The sequence below is a fragment of the Enterococcus sp. DIV0187 genome, from assembly GCF_051713785.1.
Classification (GTDB): Bacteria; Bacillota; Bacilli; order Lactobacillales; family Enterococcaceae; genus Enterococcus_A; species Enterococcus_A avium.
This window is the reverse complement of the sequence record NZ_JBIOQO010000001.1, coordinates 3,821,395-3,839,248: the sequence shown is the minus strand read 5'-3', so window position 1 is coordinate 3,839,248 and position 17,854 is coordinate 3,821,395. Positions and strand designations below refer to the sequence as shown.

Below are 17,854 nucleotides of genomic sequence, written 5' to 3'. Positions count from 1 at the left end.
AGCCCGTTTCCAGACTCTTCAAATCACCGTAGAAGATTTCTCGCATTCATAAAAGATAGTAATTCTAAGCACCTTGTTCTTCTGCCTCACTGTTACTAGTCTTTTCAGTGGTCTTTAATGCTTCCGTAAATTCTTCAAATAAACTATGAACATTCAATTTGCCTACTCGTCCATAAATATCACGCATCCAGCATTGACCTTTGATCATTCGTTTCATCTCTTTTCGGTTCTCCTCGTTGCACTCCAATCCCAGATGAGTCAGAATTTTATCTCGTTCACTGTCTTCATCAAAGGCAAAGACTACGCCATAATTGCCCTTTTCATCTTCTGTACCCAAATCATCAATAAATTGCGTATCCAATATCAATTGATTCATTTGCGACCGACCTACACGAGCCATTGAGGAAATGATGGCTCGACCTGAATTCGATTTGTTGAATAGCGATAGGTAATCCTTTGAAGTTATCTTCAGATTTTCCCCCGCTCCACACCGTACGTGAGACTCTCACCTCATACGGCGCTCTATCGTTTATTTATTGAATTCATTTTTCTTAATCTTTGAATCAGTTAAAAGAAGAGTCAATTGCTCATTACTATTTCATTGGGTATTGGTATTTCAGGATTATTTACTAATTCGCGAAGCTTATTTAGTCTTTCCAATTGGTCTGATGGCAATGCTAATTGCTTCAACAATCGTCTGATTATTTCACCTTTTGTTGCATGAATAAGCATATGGACTTCTTTTGTTACAAGAACTAGGTTCCGATAGGAATCGTTTTTTGTCTCTTTCCAAGTTTTTTTATGATGACAGTGGAAGTCATCCAGAAACAGTTCTTTTCCTGTTATTGCGCATCTTCCTTTTTGTGCGACAAATAGTGAAATGCGATTATCATTGAGTTCAATACTTGCTCTCTTATTTATCACAGGATGTTGACGCAACCAGTGTATTTTCCAAGCTGGAACAGACTGTTGTTCTTTGTGTATCGAACGTCGCCCTTCTGGCGTATATTTATTGTAGGCATGTTTCTTTAGCATAGGTATTCGCATTTGAACATAGCCTAAAGGTAAGATAGGATATTCTTGTAGGTATCTTACTTGCTTTGACTTTAGATATCTCTTGATTCCTTTGTCATGACCTTTATATACACCAATTTTTGTTAGCCCATGGAGATGGAAACGGTTGTAAAAGCTAACCATTAATTGATAATTGATTGGCATAACGTCGATATTTATATGAGTTGCCATGCTGTAGTATTGGTGAATACCAATTATCATAGAATTGTATTTCTGAATTTCTTTGACGATATATGACCGTGTTCCAACCTTTTCAATTTTTCTCATTTGTTTCTTGAGGCCCAATTTAATACGCTTTAGTGCTTTTGGCGAAATATGGGAATGACAGATTTTCCTGCCTCCTTTTGAAACAAGTTTAAGTGTGAAACCAAGAAATTCACTTGGTTCTTTTTCTAGATTGGTGATCTTCGATTTTTCTTCTGAGATAGAAAGCTTTAATCGTTCCTTTAGCCACAATTTAACAGCGTGGAATATTTTATGTGCATCTGATCTGTTTCTACAAAAGATTTTGAAGTCGTCACAATATCTAACAATATACATTTCCTTTAAAGTAGTTGTTTTACGTAATTTAGTAAAACAATACCCTTTGTTTAAATGACCCTCTTTGCTAAAATAAGGTTTAAGTTCCCGACACGTACGTTCTTCCCACTGCTTGCCAATCCACCAATCAAATTCGTTTAAATTGATATTTGCTAACAATGGACTTAGAATGCCTCCCTGGGGGGTTCCGAGGGTAGGAATTTTAATATTTCCATCAGGAAAAACGATTGGTGCTTTTAACATTTTCCGAAGAATAACCAATAATTGTTTATCTCGGATACCTAATGTCCAAATTTGGCGCATTAGTTTCCCATGATGAACATGGTCAAAGAATCCTTTAATATCAATATCTACTACATAACTCATATGAACTTTATTTATTCGATGTAGACACATAGCTAGAGCGTTCTCCGTAGAACGTTGCGGTCGAAATCCATAGCTACGCTTGTAAAACTTTGCTTCGCAAATTGGTTCTATTACCTGTAAAATACATTGTTGAGCAATTCGATCCCAAATTGAGGGGATCCCCAATGGGCGTTTCCCACCATTTGGTTTCGGAATTTCTACTCTACGAACTTTTCTTGGTGAATAATTTTTGAATCTTTTTTTCACAATATCCAGAAAAGTTGCGTAGCGGAGTTTTTCGATATCTCTAATCGTTACACCATCAATACCTTTGGTTCTGCTACCTTTATTACTTTTGATTGTTCGATAAGCAAGTTGAATATTTTCATCGGAGGTAATAATATCCATAAGATGATGGAAAGTATTTCCATTGCAACTTTTTCCATATAATTCATCAAAAGTCTCCGTCATTCCGTAATATTCTGCATAACGCAGCTTGTTATCTTTTAAGATAACTTCTTCTCTTACTGTTTGTTTCATGGTTTATCACTCCTCTCGTCAGATTCGTGACCTTTTGAGTCTTACCAGAATCCATGAGTAGTGATTAAGTTTTATTCAATAAATAAATGACTTGTGGCTATTCCTCCAATTCCATTACAGAATCTTCTTTGGTCATGCCACTACTCTCACTAAAGATGATGAAAAGTTATGATTTCCTTTTCTACGTTTCATTGGTTGTGCATCCCTCCACGTCTTTAGCTTTCAACGTTCCCTTAACTCTATCAATGCTGAACTTAGGTGCTGACTTTACCCCACTGAATTATCATGTGCCTGTAACACATCAAGGATTTTCATAGGATCTATTCTTACTCATCCTCAATTCAATTGTTCGTATATTTCTATACGTTAGCGTTTGGAGCGTACATTCGCCAGTTCGTCAGTCCCGAACGGGACATTCTCACCATATTCAACTTTTTGTGACTCCCGGCATATCCGTTACATATCCTACCTCTAGGACAATTTCGATAAAGATAAGTCTTCATTACGGTAACCTTCTGCCGACCTTACCGAGCTTCATACAATAACTTTTTGCACGAAATCATTGCATGTCGGGGGATTAGAGGAAGCGTTTCAAGACGTTACTCTATCATTCCACTTCTCAAGTTAAGAGTTCTCCGCTCTTTTAAATTAGTTTTCTCGCTTATTGTTTTCTAAGCGACAAATTACTAGAGCGTGCGCAGTCTTTTCAACTACAAACGTTTCGCACAAATCCAGGCTTCCGTAAAGTAAACAGCGGTCTTTTTCTCAATATCTCGTTTCCCAAACATTTCACAAAAGCGACCTAAACTGATCATTAAACACAAGGCTTTTCTATCGGCATCAGAATAAAGTTCAGGCGAGATATCATCTTTCGGCAATGTTAATCCTTGAATTTCCAGCACGGTTGTCTTCTCTTTAAAATCCAGTCCATTATTTTCTCCATAAGAAAAACCTAAACGTAGAATAGAATCGGTAATACTCAATTGCAAGAATCGGCCATATTCGTGAATTTTTTCATCTGAATGTTTTTCTAACCAATCCACTACATGTAACAACCCCACCCGTTCACCCTCATCACGGCGAGTCAGTGTTTTCTGAATCCCTTCTAGTACGGCTCCTTTCAATTTGTGTTCTGATCCTAGTGGACTCAATTCATCGATCATATCTTGAGCCACTTGCTTTGCCTCAATTCGATCCAAATAAACAAAAGGGTCCAATACGCCATAGTTTTTCTCTTTGTTCACATCTAAGGTGACATAACTGATTCGATTAAGATGCTGGACAAACAGCGGATAATTCTGCTGATAATACGGATTGTTCACTAGCTTATTAAACCATATTCGTTTTTCAGATTTTGGATCAATGAAAAGACTTTGGGCTTCTAAAAACGAACTGTAGAGAAAAATTAATCCAACAAGAAATGTCTTTCCTTTCCCTGTTTTTCCAGTGACCGCCATATGTGGTGCATCATACAAGGCCCCTTTGATCCCTTCTGCAATCGCCAAAGGATTCAAAAAAACATACTTGTTGGAAGCATAAATTAATTCTTCCAGTTCTGTCTTCTCACCTTTTGAGCCTTTCAACCCCACCACATCTTGTCGGCCAATATACCAACCCGAATCCATCCCTAATTCGGTAATGGTCCCAAAAAGAAGCTCAGCTATGGCATCCACGTTCGTACGTTGCTTCCAATGTGTTTGATTTCCAAGTGATTGACCCATTAATAATTTGTAAAATAGTTTGATTTGATCATTCTTTCCTCGGCAAATTTTCACACTTTGACTCAGCAATTTTATGATGGTTAAACTACGATGCCGTACTTCTTGTCTAGTTTTTCCATATACAACGAAACATCCTAACCAATCAATGATAGGTTCCCCACTATTCATTCGCTCTCGCATATGCTTCAATAAATAGCGAATCGTTAGTACACGATCCGTTGGTTCATCCCCGTGTTTTTCTTGATCATTTTGTTCATCCTTAAACCGATTGTTCAACCATCCGGCTCGAATTTGAAGTCCTTGAGAACCCGTCAATTCTGGATAATGGAGTTTCATTCGAAATTCTACTGGAAAATTCAAATCCTGCGCAAACTGAAAGATATTCATATTGCTCATATTGTCAGGAAAATTACCTATTGGCAGAATAGATAAAAAACTTTCTCCCAATTCATCCTCTATTTTTAGAATTCCCTTCCCTTTTTTGATCGGGCGAATCACTGCCGACTGAATATCCTCAATATCCTGCCAATGATTTTCATCTTCAATTTTATGGGACATTCCTCGAATATACTGCAGCCGATTCACATAGATCATTTCATTTTCATCTAAGGGTCGGATTGAAAAAGAATAAAGTAATTGTGTCACTTCATTTGAAACTTCTAGCATTCGATCCAATAATTCTTTGTTATCAATCCATTCATAGCCAGCAAAACCTAAAACCTCATCGACCAATTCTGTCGTCAACTTGGTAAATACCTCTTTTAAATTTTCGGCTATATACTGGTCTTTTATCTTTACGCCCAACAAAAAAGAAGGACGATAAATCGTACCTTCCCTTTCTAATAGATTGACTGTTTCACTTGAATAGTACTCGCCTAAATTTGGATTCTCCTTATCAAATCCCTCGGATAGTTTTGTGAACTTACTGGATAGATTCATCGTTCGAGGAAACATGATTAATTCCACATCTTCATAAGGTGCAAGCAATTGTACTAAATTTGCCATATGCTCTTTATTCTCTTGAATGGCATTCGGATTATTCTGTGAAATGGTTTTGGGTGATACTTGGTAATATGCCCAGATATCATTGTCACTTGTCAGTAATAGATTCTCTTTCAATGCCTTAATAGGACTTTTAGCAATTGTCATTTCATTCCCCATTTGTTCTTGTTTGTTTTATAAACTGTTGCTGAAGTTCTTCCATATAATTTCGTAATAGGAACAAAATTTCATTAAGGTCTATATCTTTTGCGTATGCTCGCTTTGAACAATAGTTTGGCCAATACGTTTCCTGAATCAATTTATTTTGTTGGATCAGATCAATAACAAAAAACCAATCTTCAAAAAAACTCGCCTCAATAGGAAAACCACTTCGAAACTTCCAAGTATTTTCAAAGGCTAGGAAGCAGTCTTCTATTGATGGCAGATTGGGATCAGAAAGAATTAAATAGATATCATAGAAATCTTTCATACGAGAATTACTTATACTTAGGGTAAGAATCGTTTCTATTTTTTCTGCAAGTATGGTTTCTATTGGGTAAGCATAGACAGTGATTGCCCTATTCTCCTGCTTCTTATCATTGAACAATAAAGGAATCTTACGCAATTTAGGTTCCGGTGTAATTGCGTCACCAACGCCAATATCAAGAGTAAAATGATAACTTGCGTTTTCACCTAGAAATTTTAAAACAAATTTCGCCCTAACTCCCGCATATTTTTTCTGTTCTTGAATGGAGTCAACGCTCAAAACTTCCATGGCAACATTATCGTTCAAATCAACTGCTGCAATTTCTTCCAAAATTATTGAAAGCTCTTCTTTATCATTAGACATATTTCTGATCAACGTATCCAAATCCTGAGTAGTACGTTGTTGGATGTCATAGATTGTCTCTAACAAAAAGCCGCCCTTAATAACAAATTTATCGAGATATGGTGTGGTTTCCAATCTGGCAAGGAAACGTTCGGTAACAAACCGCACATAATACTCCTCATATCCTACATTTCCATGCATATTTCTAATCATGTCTTTGAAACGTTGAGGATTCAATTAGTATAACCTTCTTTCTAAGTAGTAGTTGACCTTGTTCAATACGCCATCAGCGGATGCTATGCGTTGAATCCTCGGTATAAACTTTGGATAATTCTCAATGTATTTTTTATAGGCCTGAACTTTGATCTCTTCTTCAACAGCGAATTGTGGCTTCACGATATCAACAAGCGTTTGTTCAAGAGTAGCTACAAAATAAGGAAGAGAACTTTGTTGAGACACTTGAGAATGCGACTCCATCTTTGTTTTCACATTTTTTATTAAGCGAATCGGATCATTGTCTGGATAAAAAATCTTTAGTTGCTGCCTTGTATTCGAAGTACTGGTATCTTCTATTTTAACTAAAGATTGATCCCCAAAATGAATTTGTTTCAAATTATAGGTTCTAGGCATATACATAATTGTCTCTTTTGGTATGACATCAGAATACCCATAAAAATATAGCGCTGATTCTAGCGCAATAGTTGCTTTACTATATTTTTGTTGAAACATAAAAGGACCATCGATTTCGCTTTCTTGATAAACGTACGAGCCTGGTGAAATTTCTAATAATTCATATTTTTCTACAAATGATCGAAAATTGTATCTGCTGATTCCAACTTCCAGCATAAGCGTCCTAATAATGTTTCCATTATACTTACTAGCCATTTGCAAGAAAATATATTCTTGTGAAGTTGGCTTTGGCATTTCATTTCCGAGCAAGTATGGTTTGAGAATATCTTCTGCATAAAGCGGTTCAATATAATTCATGACATCTCGCAAATGTTTATTAGATAATCTTTCAATCCGTTGAGAAAGAAGCTTGCGGAGTTCTTCATTTGAAAAGTCATGCTTCTTTTGGTTTTTATTTTCATTCATCAAACCCTCTCCTTCCAAGGATAACGGCAAACAATCCATCTATATGATTTAATACTACCATTTCATCAAATAATTAGATATATTTTTACAACATTAAATCGTTCAACAAAATAATTTGCCGTTAATACTCAAAATACAAACCTCTTTCTTAACTAGACGAATAATGAGTAATATTTGACAAAGCTATCAAACATTTAACTATTGATCTTACTTCTTTGTCTTGCCTCTGCTAATAACTGTAATTGCTCACTGATTTTATTTGCTTCACAAATACTCTCATCCGTTACATTTTTTTCGTTGGTAATTGCTAAATTAGCGAGTTCTAGCTTTCTATCCATCAAATAGCAAGAATACTTTATCACTTCGCTTTCGGATAATGCTTTCATTTCCTCGAAAGTTTTAGTTTTCAACACCAAAATTATCACACCCTTTTACGGATTAAAACTCGCATCTCTTGAGACATGCGAGTTTACTTACTATTTGAAATGCAGGGTTTCATCTACTTCTGATTGTTTATAGGTTTTTCCATTGTAGAAAACAACACCTCGCCATTGAATCGTCGCAATATAAATAATTAGATCAAAGATATAGTAATATATCTTCTTTCCATCAGGTTGGACCTTATTCATTAGAAGTACACTTCCTGCAGGTATTCCGATATAGCATAGAGCTGGAAAGAAAGGAAGTGTCTCTGATATTCCTTGGATTACTTCCCGAAAAATTCCCCACATTAATCCCAACACTAATAGGAAACTTCCAATGTTTGCTGCAGCGATTGGTGCTGGTAATCGACCTAAATTTCCTAAGTCTTGTATCCGATAGGGTTCTTTGAAGGCCGCTGAGTAATTGTATGGTTCCCATTTCATGATTACCCACCAAACAGCTTTCCGATAATCGTTCCCATGCCATCAAATACTTTTTGTGGATCATTTAGGAAGAAATATGCTACCGCTCCGCCTACAAATGCAGAAATAATCTGCACTACTTTGGATTTTGCAAAGTTTTTGGAAGCCAAATAAACCACCAACATAATGATCACATATTTTCCTTGTTCTAAAACAAAATCCGACAATCCTTTTAATCCCATATTGTTCCCTCCTTGATAATTACCACGTATGTGATAATTGCTGGACATAATACTTATCCGCCTTTTTCACAACTTCAATTGACATGTTCTCTTGCCAAATCAAATCGATTCCCTTGTCCTTAAACTTAACTGCAACCTTCACCAGTAGGTGATCATTTTCTTGAAACACTTGACCACTGACTTGATCAATGGTTGCTGAACCATTTAATCCTTCTGGATCATCCATCATGTAGCGCATATCTTCTGACGAATTTTCCGCATACTTTTCTAAAAACTCCTCGATATACGCCATTACCTTTTCACGAGTTGTTGCATCGACAGAATCATACTCGTTGGGATCATAATCTAAGATTTTTGCTCGTTCCTTGTTCTCTTTTAATGCCGTGAAATAGGGATAAGAAATGACTCGACTTCCTGCTTTGGACGATTGAAAAGGAATATTCAATAATTGGCTGACCGTCAATTTCTTCACTTGATCCTCTTCATTTTTTGTTTCAATGAGATAGGTCACTTTGTAGCTTGCTGTCGCAATCCCATCTACTTTTTTCAACGAGGTAAAAGCGGCTGATTTAAGTGTTCGCTTTACAGAAAAAAAGGAATCCTCTTCCTTGATCCCTTTTGCATAATACTCTTTCAAGAGTGTTTCTTGGCGCAATTTCTGAGTCTCATTATCTTCTGAAATTGCCATATACAAAGCGACAAATCGATTCATGAATGACTCAATCTCAGGGGTTAAAACCACTGAGTTGCTAGATTCCTTTTTATTCTTCTGCTGAATCGTGACTACTTCTTTATTGAGTGAACTCATTTTTAATCGCAATCCCTGGGTTTGAAGAATCGCCAAAACGCCAGAAATGCTCAAGAAAAAAATCCCTGCCCAGAAAACACGCCTCATTGTTTTAGTATGGATTCTTCTTGCTTTAGGGATTTTGTCACTTGTTGTTTTTTCTTTTTTCCGAAGAGATTGTTTCTTCATTTCTTAGCCAACACCTCTCCAATGATCAACTTCATTCTATCGTTTAAACTTCCAGATCAAACCAATCATTGAAATCAATCCCATCCCTAAAATGGATAATCCATTGGCCCCGACTTCACCAGTATTAGGCAAAACTTTTGTGGAACCATCTGCCGCTTTTATAGAAATGTTTCCGTCAGGCAAAGCAGTTACTGCACTATCAATGGCCGTTAATCCTGCTGGAGTTTCTTTATACGCTACACCATCCTTAACCGATATAATTTGTTCCCCTGTATCGGTCACGATAGGTGTTTCTGGCGTAGGTTGATGAATAATCTCTCCAGCCCCATTCTCAGGTGCTGCTGGCTCTTGTGGTTTCTGTGGTTCTTTCGGCTGCTCTGGTTGAATCGGTATTTCGGGTTCAGTCGGCTTTTCTGGCTCCTTGGGTGTTTCAGGAACTTCTGGTTCAATAGGTGTTTCTGGCTCAATAGGTGTTTCTGGCTCTATTGGGATTTCAGGTTCTACAGGAATTTCGGGTTCAGTCGGAATCTCTGGGTCCGTTGGTTCTTCTGGCAGCTCTGGATCAGTGGGTAACTCAGGATCAGTCGGCAACTCTCCTGGTAATTCTTCATCCAATCCCTCTGACGTTGGCAAAATCATCAGTGGTATTTCTGAGTCTGCAGTTGTTAAATTTAGCTCATTGGCGTTTGCCATCTGACCTCCAAGCTGCAGCCCGCACAACGTCATACTTGTAATAGCTAATAAGGTGATCTTTCTATTTTTCATATCTTGTTTTCTCCATTCATTAAAAATTTATTTCCAAAGAGAAATCCGTTATGAACTCATAACGATTCATAAATAATTGAGTTAATCCCGATACTATTTCCGTAACTAACTGAACATGATCTTCATCAGGATAGATTTCTTTGCACTGCTCAATCACTTCTTTGGTACACCACTGCATAAATTGCTTTCTTTTTCGCTCTCGCTCATTGATATATCGAACTCGTTGCTGTACATACCGTTGATACATTTCTGGATCATGTTTAAATTGAACTTTCATTTCTTTTGGTAATCCAACAAATGGCTGAATGGTAGGTTTCATTGTTGCTAACACATCGGCAATCAAGTGTCGGAATTCTTGAAACTGAGAATGATCATACAAAACTTGGAAATTGACCATGCTATATGGGGCCTTCCTTTCGCCATCTCAAGGGAATTCTTTGCGTTTCAATTTTGGTAATCTCGGAAGAATGGTAGTAACAGACACGTCCATTTTCTTCTATTCCGACAAAAGAATGATCGCTGAATAATTTTGCTACTAAGTCTGCCGCTTTATAGTTTGTATAGTTGGCATAGAAGGTGTAAAAAGCGAAACGGCCATCTTCAAATTTTAGAAGCAACTCATAGCGGTTCCGCTTGAATCCTCGTTTCCAAGACAGCTTGTCTTTCCTCTGCAACCAATCAAATTTTGATCCTAAAACATAGAAAATTACTTTCACTAAAGCAACCACAATTCCTAATAGAACAATGACTCGAATCATTTTTCACTCCTCCTGGTTTTTCTTCATGTACACGGAGTAAAGATCAAGAAAGTCATCGGCCAATTGCTGGATCACATAGTTCTGCAGGAATCGATTGTTCTGAATACGCATCATTTCATAGCCCTCAGTATAGTGATCCTCCTCTTCATACCGTTTCATTGCTCGATGTTGTTCACTTTGTAGCACAAAGGCAAAATCAGTCGATCCAAAAATTGTGACCGACAATAAGCCGTGTGATCGTAAAAGACCAACATATCTTTCCGCAAAATGTTCCGCATTCATGATATTTTTTTCTCGTTCTTGAAACAGGTACTCACGAGCAATAACCGCATTGGTCACACTATCACTCAAAAACCGATAGTCAGGCGGCCTCTTTTGTTCGACTTCAAATTGTCTATACAACAACCAGGCATATCGGTATTCTGCTTGAAGGTATTCTTTCTCTTTTGGAAAGAACTCATCAATCGAACATAACCGCCGAATGGCTGATTCAAACAAATGCATGTAATGCTCAATAAATTCCTCTTCTAAGATAGGCTTTCCAATAAACTCCATTTGCAGGTTCACCTCCACAAAAAAGAGCCTTAAATAAAGACTCTTTAGACAAATGATTCAGATTTAATTGCCAAACATCACGCTTTGCGGATTAAGCAACATGCCTTGAGAAAGGCTGTTATCCTTACAAAGCTCAAAATGAAGGTGGCTCCCTGTACTGTTGCCCGTACTTCCCACATAACCAATGATTTGCCCTTGTTCGACTTGATCCCCAGGCTGAACAATATACTGTTGCTGGTGGGCATAAAGAGTCGTCATACCATCCTCGTGCTCAATGGCAACGACATTCCCCCAACTATAATGGTATTCCGCTTTTGTGACTGTTCCTTTTTTACTGGCATGAATTGCTTCGCCTTGATTTGCAGCCATATCTAGCCCTCGATGGAATTCTGAGCCACGGTTTCCATATGGACTTGAGATTGTGTAATGATTCAATGGAACTATATAGCCTGCAGCACTAACTGGCGCACCTTGAATCTCTTTGTCATATGTGGTCAAATCATAGGTTTCAATCAGACCATTTAACTTTTGATCGTATTGTGTATCTGTCGCATAACGCCCCTTCAGAAACTTCGTTGCTTCTTGATACGTTTTTGCATTCGATTTCCACACACCTGCATAATAATTTGGATCACCTGTAAGACCTTCTTTTAACAAGGTGGCGTAATCATTGAAGCAATCTTCATAGTTCTCATAGACTCGAAACCCAGCTTGCGTCGCATAAAGGGTTTTGTTTCCTAAGTCTTCTTGTGTTGCCATTGAAACAGATTTTCCGTTGTGAGTTCCCTTGATACCAAACAGATTATAGTTCGGTGCTTGTGCCAATTGGCTTTGACCAGAGCCCGATTCCAAGATTGCTTGTGCGATCATGACAGACGCATAAAGGTCTTTTTCCTGTCCAATTTTCCGAGCAGACTCACCTATTTTCCGAATAAAACTATCGACTGATTCATCCTTTTCAAAGTGAATCGCTCCATCTTGAGTGACACTGCTTGATGGTACAGAGCGGGATAAATCGACTGTTGCTTCTTGATCAATCATCGTTTGTCGTGTTGAGATTTCTTGTGGACTTTGTGGTGTTTGTTCTACTGCTGGTTCCTTCTTAGGATCTTCCTGTATGGTTTCTTCTTTTGGCTTCTCTTTTTTTGGTGGTTCTTGGCTACTAGAAGTTGTAGATTCTGATGGTTTCGTCATACTACTAGAAGATTCAGCGCTTGATTGACTCCTCGAAGTGGTACTGCTTTCACTCAATTCTGTAGTAGTTGATTCACTGCTTGAACCGCTGCTATCTTCTGTTGATCCCGCTGTTTCGGTAGATTGTTCAACTTGTTCAGTTGTTTCTTGAATGGGCAGACTGTCATGTGCCAAAACAGTCACTGGTGTTGAAAGAAATGCCTGTAAACTAAGTATTAGTGCCGAAGTAATGGTTGAAAATTTCTTCATTTAATCATCCCCTCATTCAATCCTGTTGTTCATCATGTCATCGTATTTTCCGGCGCTTAACAAAGCCATCATAGATACACCTAATGTCGTTCCTGCTATAAATGCTAAAATAATCCAAATCAAAATAATCTCCTCCTATTTTTTTAAAGCTCAACCTGTTTGCGAGTTGCTATATGTGTCGAAATAAGAAGTCCCTCCAAATAACTGATTCCCATCAAAAATGGGAACTCATTCAATACCGTAAATAGATAAATACAAAGAGTTTCAATTGGAGAGAATTTGGGTTCTTGCTTCCCCTGCTTTAATCCTTTTTTTGCTTGTACGTCATTCTTTGTTTCACGGAATTTGTTTTGCGAGCTAATCATTGTGTCATCAATGAATAAATGACTTTCAACTAATCCCAATCCAAGCTTGACTGAATCACTAGCTTTACTTACTGGATATTCCTTCAAAAACTCCCCTTGAACAATCGCACGATTGGACGTATTGATGCCGCCTTCACATCTGATAAGCGTCAGAACTGCAGGTTTATCATCATCTGGAATAACCAACAGATCACCACGACTTGCTGGTACGACTTCATTTTTTGTCGCTTGATACTCATACACATTCGTAAAGTCAGTCGCATAAATGATTTCCTGTAAAGAAGTTTTTGGTAGGCTTCCAAGGATTCCGCCTCCTTGAACTAAATTGTGAGCCAAAAGAACGTAATTGCCGCTGGATAATTGTTGATCCTTGTAGTATGTTCCAACACCGACCATCAAGTTTTTATTTGCCATTCCTGCAAGAATTTTTGAGTGAATGTTTGCACTCGGAATAAACAAAGCACCTATGCCCGACTGATTCACGATTTCTGTATAATGTAATTGCGCTTTCGCATAGGTCTTTGGTGTAACGGGCTTAATTTGTCGTGGACAATAAACGGCATTCTTTATTTTTCGTTTCTGCTTTTCTTTCATTTTGCCCTTGGATTCAATAGGATAGGTTAGTTGTTCTGCCTGCTCATTCGCATGAAGTAATAACTGATAGCCATAGTAACTTGCGACGGAAAAAAACACCCCACAACTCAACCATAGAATTGGAAACACCTTCCAAACTTTTTTCATCATTTCTTGCCTCCTCGTAGCGGACAATAAAAACAGCCAGATGCTAATTTACTAACACCTGGCTGGTATTGGTTCACTATTTTGATTTTCAATATTACTTTTTAGAAAATGATCTTCCTACTACAAAATAGCCTTACCCCTTCTTCTAGAAAAAGTAAGATTATCATATGATTTAGTCATTTTTCGCTTTATTGGGAACTCTGAAAAATCATTCGTTCATTAAGATAGATAATAAGATTAATTGAAGTCCAAATGCTCTACAAAAGTTCATCATGGCTTCCCGTTCTTACCATCGTCAAAACAAGCTTTGTAGCATTAATTTTGTAAATCAGCAACCAATCCTTGTCTAAATGTAACTCTCGATACCCTCTCCAATTTCCTTTTAGCGCATGGTCCTTATATTTTCGTACTAATGTGTCTTGATCATTTTCAACAAGCAGTTCAACTACGTCTTCAAATTTGCTTATTTCGTAGTGTTTTTTCATTATTCTTTTGAAGTCTCGCTTAAATATGGACGTATATTCAATCTTCCGCATTTAAATGCTCCATTAGGTCTTTGACGGAATCTACTTTTGTTGTCATCCCATTCTCTACTTCATAACGAGCAATAATGTTTTCTACAGGTTCTCTACTTGGTTGGAATGGTAAACGCTGTTCTCTGACGCTTTGCTTTAAAAAGACTGTCACTGCCGTTGTTAAATCCATTCCCATATCTTTGTAAACCTCTTTTGCTTGTTCTTTGAGTTCTCCATCAATACGAATATTCAAACGTGATACAGTCATGAAATCACTTCCCTTCATCACTTTCATTTTATCACGTTGGGATTACGTTGGCAACACGTCCGCTTATTATTTACCTTGGTTTGAGATCATTCTGAAAACGAATATTACTATATTTCAGAGTCACTATCTGCTGAATCGATTTAGATAATTCTAGCTATTTTTCTTGTATTTACTCTTAAATATAATCAATGCACCAGCTATCAGTATTCCACCTATGAATACCCACAGCATAGACTCTCCTAACGATCCTGATGTTTGAGGCAACGTATTTGTTGGATTCGTTGGTTTCAATGGTTCAACCGATTTATTGATAGTAATGGTTTGGCCTTTATTGTTGAAGTCTTTCTCTGAAGCAACCACTTCATCATTAGAAGTTGTTTCCTCAAACGCAACCAATTGAATCTTATTGTCCTTCCCAAATAATTGTTGAACCGCCACATCTTCAATCATGACCGTAACTGATCCTGTTGATTCTTTTGGTGTGAATTTGATGGTTGAAGTCAACTCTTTCCCATCGATCATGACGGGCTGTTTTGTCCGTGGGTCCATCCAGATGACTTTTTGTCCATACTCCACATCAGGCGTTAAATCTTCAAAACCGACTTCATCAGTTAGGGTTACTTTGCCGTCAGTGGTTACTTCTACCTCACCATCGACCAGCGCTTTTGTCCCGATCTTAGGATTTCTTACCTTCCCTGTTTGTTTCTCATTATCAATCGTCTTCTCTTCCGCAATCGGTGTGCCATTGGTTGAAAGCTGCTCATAAGCGACTAAGATTTTTCCATTCGCTGCGGACAAGTCTGCTTCAAACGGCACATCGACATAACCTTCGAGTAACTCTACCTCACTCAATGTTGAGAATTCCGTTTCGTCTTCTTGCTCCTCTTTGGCTGCAGGGACTTCTGCATCCATGGGTTTAACCGCTTCTTTTGACTCGTCTGAATCGTTGCTTTCTTCTTTCGCATTTTCACTTTCGGCTTCTTTTTCCACTTCTTCTTTTGCACTGTTTTCATAGTACTCTTTTGCATTGATGGTTGAAGTCACTTCACCATCAACTCCTGCAACCACTGTAATTGATCCTGTAACGATTTCTCCATTTGGGTCTTTGAACTCTTTTTCTGTTTCACGATCCATCACAGACAAATCAAACGTATAAGTTTGACCAGAAATCAAATACTTATAGAAGACACGGTCAAAACCTTTCACCTTTTTCAATGGGTCAGTCAGTTTCGTTTCGTTGTTGTTTTGATCATAGAAGAAAAACTCAGTATGAATCTCAGGAGCTACAAATTGAATCGACTCTGCTTCATTGGTCAAGTCATCATGGCGAGCCACTTCTTCCCATGACTCAGTGGAAGGATTGTAAAATTCTAAGACATTCGTCCAAACACCTTTTTTACCATTCATGCCTGTTGCGTCAAAGTCTAAATAAACGTTCTTCACAAATACGGGTTGTTTCGCTTCGAACTCATTGACTTGCTTCAATGATTCTTCGCCCAATTGTTCCCCTGTCCCAAATTCGACAAAATCACTCGTTAATCGTAATTTCGCATTGGCAGGAGCTTGGTTGACTTGAATCATTACTTCATCCCGTAATTGTTGGCCCTTCATTGGATTGACAAATTGAGCGCCATCTTGATTACTCGCTTGAGAAGTCATCCCAAAGTTTAACGTTGGGTTATTCACATTAATAGCATTCTCGCCAGACTTGACCACTAGAGAACCTTTAGAGTGTTTTGGATCAATATAATGGCCTTTAATCGTTTTTAATTCTTCCCAATCGACTTGGGTATTGTGTTTCAAGTCGTTGGTCACTTTGATCATCCCGTTTTTGCCGGTCTTCACTTTGTGCTCTTTCCCGTTATAGGTAAGTTTAAATTCAACACCCTCTAAGTTAGTGCCTGCATCATTCTTTTTATTCAAGGTCAGATTGGCATAACGAGGATTCTTAACGGTAATCGTGTTTGTTCCTTCTTTAATTGTGACGGTTCCTTTTGAAGCAGAATCGATATAATGGCCTGCAATGGTAGCTGTTTCTTCATAATGAAGCTCTGTTCCAACTTCATGATCAGGGGTTGTTAATTCACCTTTACTGTTGGTTTTACTCGTAGTCGTTTTTCCATTTGCAGTAAGCTTGAATTCAACGCCTTCAAGCGCTTTGCCAGTATCATCGACTTTTTTCAACAGTACTTTTCCTTTTGGTACTTCTGGTGGTGCATTATGGAAAACATAGATTTTTTCTGCAGGGGATTTCGCTTTGATATCAGAAATAATATTTCCACCAGGATCATAGCTATGCCAGAATTTGTTGTCACTAGAAGTATTTCCCCAGAAAAAGCCAATATGACAATCGTAATTTGTCACTGATTTATCCGGTTCAAAGTAGATAATATCGCCCTTACGCATCGTGCCACTTGCCAACATTTCAGATACCGAATTGTAGGTATCCGCATAAGTCGTTGAGCGTAACACATCACGCCAGTTATAGGCATTCGCAGCACCACCAAAACCAGAACTGTTGTTAGTGATTCTTGAAATATCGCCGCCAGCTCTACGAATGACCGTTGCCACAAATCCTGTACAATTCATCCCAGGTCCATAACTTGTTGGAGCGCCATTAGGACTCAAACAATAGGCTTCATCGGGATTCAAATATAAACCACGATAAGGTGTGCCCAAGTAGAATGAATCATTTTGATGGGCGGTCAGTTCTGCAGTAATCGCATTTGTCGAAATACCAAAGAATGTTGGCAAATCAGGTGAAAGTGCTCTCGCTCTTGGAAAAAGGACTTGTTCTCCAGGAACACCTGCACCAGAACCATATATACTAGCATCTAAGTCCACTTTATCTTTCTCATTGTTGTCTTCACTACTAATAGATTCAACAGTTTCTTGTTTTTTTGAACTCTCAGGAACCTTTGAACTACTAGTACTTTCTGTAGTCTCCTTGGCTGGTTCACTTGTTGACTCAGGTGGCGCCTCTTTTGTCGAATCTGAGGTTTGTTGTTTCTCCTCATTCTTTTGTACTTGTGTTGTCTCAGTACTTTCTGCATAAGCAGTAATCACATTGAAGGGGATTATCTGAGTAAGCAGTGTCACGATCATTACGAGTGAAAAAATAATTCTACTGATTTTTCTTTTCATAAACGTTCCTCCATAATAGTTTTCGTTGGGTCTTTTCCTGCTGGAATGATTAAGGACTTCTATTTCTAATTCGATGAAAAGCAATCACCACCATTTTTAGACAAAAAAATAG

Annotated in this window: 18 protein-coding genes; all 18 read right to left on the bottom strand. The window is 38.0% G+C overall.

The window, feature by feature from the left end:
• Positions 1–64: 64 nt before the first annotated feature.
• The 18 genes from IGI52_RS18740 to IGI52_RS18655 all read right to left on the bottom strand — a co-directional run bounded on the left by IGI52_RS18740 (position 65) and on the right by IGI52_RS18655 (position 17,742).
• Positions 65–472, bottom strand: a complete 408-nt coding sequence (locus tag IGI52_RS18740; RefSeq protein ID WP_438782266.1) for an ATP-binding protein — start codon at positions 470–472, stop codon at positions 65–67.
• Between the two features lie 107 nt (positions 473–579).
• Positions 580–2,499, bottom strand: a complete 1,920-nt coding sequence (gene ltrA, locus IGI52_RS18735; RefSeq protein WP_438780261.1) for a group II intron reverse transcriptase/maturase — start codon at positions 2,497–2,499, stop codon at positions 580–582.
• A 710-nt stretch (positions 2,500–3,209) separates the two neighbouring features.
• On the bottom strand, positions 3,210–5,369 hold the full coding sequence (locus IGI52_RS18730; protein ID WP_438782063.1) for an ATP-binding protein: 2,160 nt from the start codon (positions 5,367–5,369) through the stop codon (positions 3,210–3,212).
• Position 5,370: 1 nt separating this feature from the next.
• Complete coding sequence (locus tag IGI52_RS18725; protein WP_438782062.1) at positions 5,371–6,267, bottom strand: nucleotidyl transferase AbiEii/AbiGii toxin family protein; 897 nt, start codon at positions 6,265–6,267, stop codon at positions 5,371–5,373.
• The gene (locus tag IGI52_RS18720) at positions 6,268–7,125 is read right to left on the bottom strand and encodes a type IV toxin-antitoxin system AbiEi family antitoxin domain-containing protein (RefSeq protein ID WP_438782061.1); all 858 of its coding nucleotides are present in this window, start codon (positions 7,123–7,125) and stop codon (positions 6,268–6,270) included.
• Between the two features lie 194 nt (positions 7,126–7,319).
• Positions 7,320–7,538 carry a hypothetical protein gene (locus IGI52_RS18715; RefSeq protein ID WP_438782060.1) on the bottom strand — a complete coding sequence of 73 codons (219 nt, stop codon included), beginning with the start codon at positions 7,536–7,538 and terminating at the stop codon, positions 7,320–7,322.
• Between the two features lie 63 nt (positions 7,539–7,601).
• A complete protein-coding gene (locus IGI52_RS18710) occupies positions 7,602–7,991 on the bottom strand; it encodes a TcpE family conjugal transfer membrane protein (RefSeq protein ID WP_438782059.1) in 390 nt (129 codons plus the stop codon).
• A 2-nt stretch (positions 7,992–7,993) separates the two neighbouring features.
• Positions 7,994–8,212, bottom strand: coding sequence for a TcpD family membrane protein (locus tag IGI52_RS18705; RefSeq protein WP_438782058.1), 219 nt, complete (start codon positions 8,210–8,212; stop codon positions 7,994–7,996).
• A gap of 19 nt (positions 8,213–8,231) precedes the next feature.
• On the bottom strand, positions 8,232–9,188 hold the full coding sequence (locus tag IGI52_RS18700) for a conjugal transfer protein (RefSeq protein WP_438782057.1): 957 nt from the start codon (positions 9,186–9,188) through the stop codon (positions 8,232–8,234).
• Between the two features lie 36 nt (positions 9,189–9,224).
• Entirely contained in the window at positions 9,225–9,953 is a 729-nt protein-coding gene (locus IGI52_RS18695) for an LPXTG cell wall anchor domain-containing protein (RefSeq protein WP_438782056.1), read from the bottom strand.
• A 19-nt stretch (positions 9,954–9,972) separates the two neighbouring features.
• Positions 9,973–10,350, bottom strand: a complete 378-nt coding sequence (locus tag IGI52_RS18690; protein WP_438782055.1) for a hypothetical protein — start codon at positions 10,348–10,350, stop codon at positions 9,973–9,975.
• A 1-nt stretch (position 10,351) separates the two neighbouring features.
• Positions 10,352–10,711 (bottom strand): hypothetical protein, encoded by a 360-nt coding sequence (locus tag IGI52_RS18685; RefSeq protein WP_438782054.1) that lies wholly within the window; start codon positions 10,709–10,711, stop codon positions 10,352–10,354.
• A 3-nt stretch (positions 10,712–10,714) separates the two neighbouring features.
• A complete protein-coding gene (locus IGI52_RS18680; protein ID WP_438782053.1) occupies positions 10,715–11,266 on the bottom strand; it encodes a hypothetical protein in 552 nt (183 codons plus the stop codon).
• Between the two features lie 63 nt (positions 11,267–11,329).
• Positions 11,330–12,709 carry a glucosaminidase domain-containing protein gene (locus IGI52_RS18675; protein WP_438782052.1) on the bottom strand — a complete coding sequence of 460 codons (1,380 nt, stop codon included), beginning with the start codon at positions 12,707–12,709 and terminating at the stop codon, positions 11,330–11,332.
• Positions 12,710–12,852: 143 nt separating this feature from the next.
• Positions 12,853–13,815: a class A sortase gene (locus IGI52_RS18670; protein ID WP_438782265.1), complete on the bottom strand. Its 963-nt coding sequence runs from the start codon at positions 13,813–13,815 to the stop codon at positions 12,853–12,855.
• A gap of 257 nt (positions 13,816–14,072) precedes the next feature.
• Positions 14,073–14,351, bottom strand: a complete 279-nt coding sequence (locus IGI52_RS18665; RefSeq protein ID WP_438782051.1) for a type II toxin-antitoxin system RelE/ParE family toxin — start codon at positions 14,349–14,351, stop codon at positions 14,073–14,075.
• The gene (locus IGI52_RS18660; RefSeq protein ID WP_438782050.1) at positions 14,338–14,598 is read right to left on the bottom strand and encodes a type II toxin-antitoxin system RelB/DinJ family antitoxin; all 261 of its coding nucleotides are present in this window, start codon (positions 14,596–14,598) and stop codon (positions 14,338–14,340) included. Before IGI52_RS18660 ends, IGI52_RS18665 begins: the two co-directional genes overlap by 14 nt.
• A gap of 150 nt (positions 14,599–14,748) precedes the next feature.
• Positions 14,749–17,742, bottom strand: coding sequence for a VaFE repeat-containing surface-anchored protein (locus IGI52_RS18655; protein ID WP_438782049.1), 2,994 nt, complete (start codon positions 17,740–17,742; stop codon positions 14,749–14,751).
• Positions 17,743–17,854: the final 112 nt, after the last annotated feature.